Here is a 3,092-nt window from a genome sequence, read left to right as displayed (position 1 = left end):
GGGCGTGCGGATCGGCGGCCTGTTCACCGCGCTGGGCGTCACCTCGGTCGTCATCGGCCTGATGCTGCAGAACTCCGTCGGCCAGATCGTGTCGGGGCTGTTCATGCTTTTCGAGCAACCCTTCCGCATCGACGAGTGGCTGGACACCGGGACCGCGCGGGGGCGCGTTGTTGAGGTGAACTGGCGCGCCGTGCACATCGACACCGGCAGCGGAATGCGGGTCACGCCGAACGCGGTGCTGGCCACCACCGCGTTCACCAACCTCAGCCGCCCGCCCGGCACACACAAGATCGAGATCGCCACGACGTTCGCCAGCGCCGATCCGCCGGACCGGGTGTGCGCGTTGCTGTCGCGGGTTGCCAGCGCGTTACCGCAGCTCAAGCCGGCCGTACAGCCTCGTTCGGTACCGCTCGGCGGCGCCGGGTACCGCACCACCATCGGGCTGAGCTCGCCGGCCGACGCGGGCGCCGCGAAGGCGACGTTCCTGCGCTGGATCTGGTACGCCGCGCGGCGGGCGGAGCTGCACCTCGACGACGCCGACGACGTGTTCTCAACGACCGAACGTGTGGCGCATGCCCTGCGCACCGTGGTCGCGCCGGCGTTGCGGCTCGACGCCGAGAAGCAACGGTCGCTGCAGTCGTGCGCGCGGATCGTGCGGTATGGCGCCGACGAAATCGTGGAATTCGCCGGCGAGGTGCCGACGGGCATGACGTTCCTGGTGGCCGGGCGCGTGCAGCTGACCGTCGCGGCCGACGACGGTTCGGTTGTGCCGATCAGCACCCTGGTCGAGGGTTCGTTCCTGGGCCTGACAGCGCTGACCCGACAGCCGAACCTCGGTAGCGCGTACGCGCTGGACGAGGTGACCGCGCTGGAGATCGATCGCGAGCACCTCGAGGAAGTGGTGATGCGTGAACCGTTGCTGTTGCAGAACTTCGGGCACATCCTCGACGAGCGCCAGACCAAAGCGCGGCAGGTTCGGCGCGGTGAGCGGGTCGGCTGAGGCCCGCGGCTCAAAGGTCGCCTCGCCAGCGGTGTGCACCGCGGCGTCGAAATGGAGCAATGCCAATACGAGGTCACCAGCGGCGGGCGGCTCTGGTATCTCGTCGACGCCGAGAAACACACATTGCGGCTGCGCAACGCCGCTGTGGAGCGCGTCGTCGCCGAGCATGGAGCGGTGGGCGCGCTGGTGAACACCGCCGGGGCGCCACGGAGACGCTGCCGATGGCTGATGTGCGGCGCCAGTTCGAGACCAACGTGTTTGGCCTGGTGCGGATGTGCCAGCTGGTGTTGCCCGGGATGCGCGCACAGCGGTGGGGACGCATCGTCAAGATCAGCTCGATGGGGCCCTACCGACGAACTTCACCTCGTGCTGCTCATGAAAGACATCCGCCGAACACTTCGGGCCAACAGACTGTAGCGGCAGGCCACCTGCGAACGCCCGCTCCTCAACGACCGGCACCGTGGGCTCCACTGCGTCTCAGCGGTTGAACACCGCGCACGCCCACCCGCAGAGCACACCGATCTCCGAATCATGCAGGGCCGCAACCAAAGCAAGGGCCGCGTTGAACTCCGGCGTCGAACGCAGCCCCTCCCCACCTTCCCGGTTCAGCGCTCCTGAGCCCGCAGTTTGGCGACGTAGTCCGGCCAGTCCAGGCTGTCGACCGGGTTGGCGATGGTGATTTCGGGGGTATCGGCGGGAAACGTCTGCACCGGGCCCGGCCCGGTTCCCCGAGTCTCGAACCGCACCGTGACCACCCCGTGGCCGGCGCCCTGCACCCAGCCGTGCCCGAGAGACGGATGGGTGACGTCGTCGCCCACCCGCCAGGTGGCGTCGTCGAGCGCCGATGGTGGTGGCGGCGGGTGCGTCGGCTGGTGGGTGTCGGAGTGCTGCTCCAGTTCCAGGGCGGCAAACAGTGGCTCCTGGTGTACCTCGCTCAACCCGGAGAACCCGACGCCGAGCAGGCGGATCGGTCCGACCTGCAGTGGGTCCAGCAGCAGCCGGCGGGCTGCCGAGATCAACGCGCCGGCATCGGTGGTCGCGTACGGCAGAGTGGCCGAGCGGGTCAGGATGCTCATGTCGGATTTCTTGAGCTTGACCGTGACGGTGCGGGCGCCGCGCCCGTCGCGCAGCAGCCGCTGATACGCGTGATCGCCGATCGAGCCGACCACCTCGTGCAGCTGTTCCAGAGTGGTCAGATCGGTCGCGAAGGTGGACTCGGCGCTGATCTGCTTGGCCTCGGCGCGTTCGACGACCGGACGGTCATCGACGCCGCGGGCCAGTCGGTGCAACGCCGCGCCGGTCGTCGCCCCCAGGATGCTGGCGACTTCTTCTTCGTTCAGTGCGGCGAACTGGCCGATGGTCGCGATGCCGAGACGGTGCAGTCTCTCATCGGCGACCGGGCCGATACCCCACAGCCGACGCACCGGCAGCCCGTCCAACAGGGCGCGCTCCTCGGCGCGCCGTACCACCCGGATGCCATCGGGTTTCGCCAGGTCCGAGGCGATCTTGGCGATCTGTTTGCCCGAGCCGGCGCCGACGGATGCCACCAGCCCGGTCTGCTCGCGCACCCGCCGCCTCAGCTCCGTGCAGAAGCCTTCGACAGCGCTGGCCGGCGCGCCGCTGAGTTCCGCGGGTTCCCCGAACGCCTCGTCGAAGGAGAGCTGCTCGACGACGGGTATCACGGTCCGCACCACCTCGAAGACCCGCCAGCTGGCCACCCCGTACACCACGCCGCGGGGCGGTAGCACCACCGCAGCGTTGCCCACCAGCCGGCGTGCTTGATGCATCGGCATCGCCGAGCGGGCGCCGAACACCCGCGCCTCATAGCTCGCGCCGGCCACCACACCGCGGCCGCCGAGTCCACCGACGAGCACCGGCCGGCCCTGCAGCGTCGGCCGGGTCAGTTGTTCGACGGACGCGAAGAACGCGTCCATGTCCAGATGCAGGACCCAGCGGGAGTCCACAACCGTTGATGCTATGGGGCTCAGCCGCCGGCCTTAGCTTAGGCAGCGCTGAACCGGACCGGCAGCTCCAGTGGCGAGCGGAACGCCACCCCGACCACGCGCGGCGGCGCGGCGTCGGGGGCCGGCCG

The 3,092-nt window shown here is 69.5% G+C and carries 3 protein-coding genes; 2 read left to right on the top strand and 1 reads right to left on the bottom strand.

Annotation, left to right across the window (positions count from 1 at the left end; genetic code table 11):
• Nucleotides 1–1,000, top strand: a 1,000-nt coding sequence (locus tag AC2VON_RS03075; RefSeq protein ID WP_486951625.1) for a mechanosensitive ion channel domain-containing protein, incomplete at its 5' end; no start/stop codon positions are given.
• A 59-nt stretch (nucleotides 1,001–1,059) separates the two neighbouring features.
• Nucleotides 1,060–1,488, top strand: coding sequence for an SDR family NAD(P)-dependent oxidoreductase (locus tag AC2VON_RS03070; RefSeq protein WP_486951624.1), 429 nt, complete (start codon nucleotides 1,060–1,062; stop codon nucleotides 1,486–1,488).
• A 117-nt stretch (nucleotides 1,489–1,605) separates the two neighbouring features.
• On the opposite strand, the gene AC2VON_RS03065 is transcribed toward AC2VON_RS03070, so the two are convergent.
• Complete coding sequence (locus tag AC2VON_RS03065) at nucleotides 1,606–2,964, bottom strand: DNA polymerase IV (RefSeq protein ID WP_486951623.1); 1,359 nt, start codon at nucleotides 2,962–2,964, stop codon at nucleotides 1,606–1,608.
• Nucleotides 2,965–3,092: the final 128 nt, after the last annotated feature.

This window comes from Mycobacterium sp. TH-M82 (genome assembly GCF_057473605.1).
This window is presented reverse-complemented; position numbering and strand designations above follow the sequence as displayed.

Bases quoted from the DNA above. Each gene is read 5' to 3' on its own strand.
- AC2VON_RS03070 (WP_486951624.1), top strand. From the start codon at position 1,060: ATGCCAATACGAGGTCACCAGCGGCGGGCGGCTCTGGTATCTCGTCGA.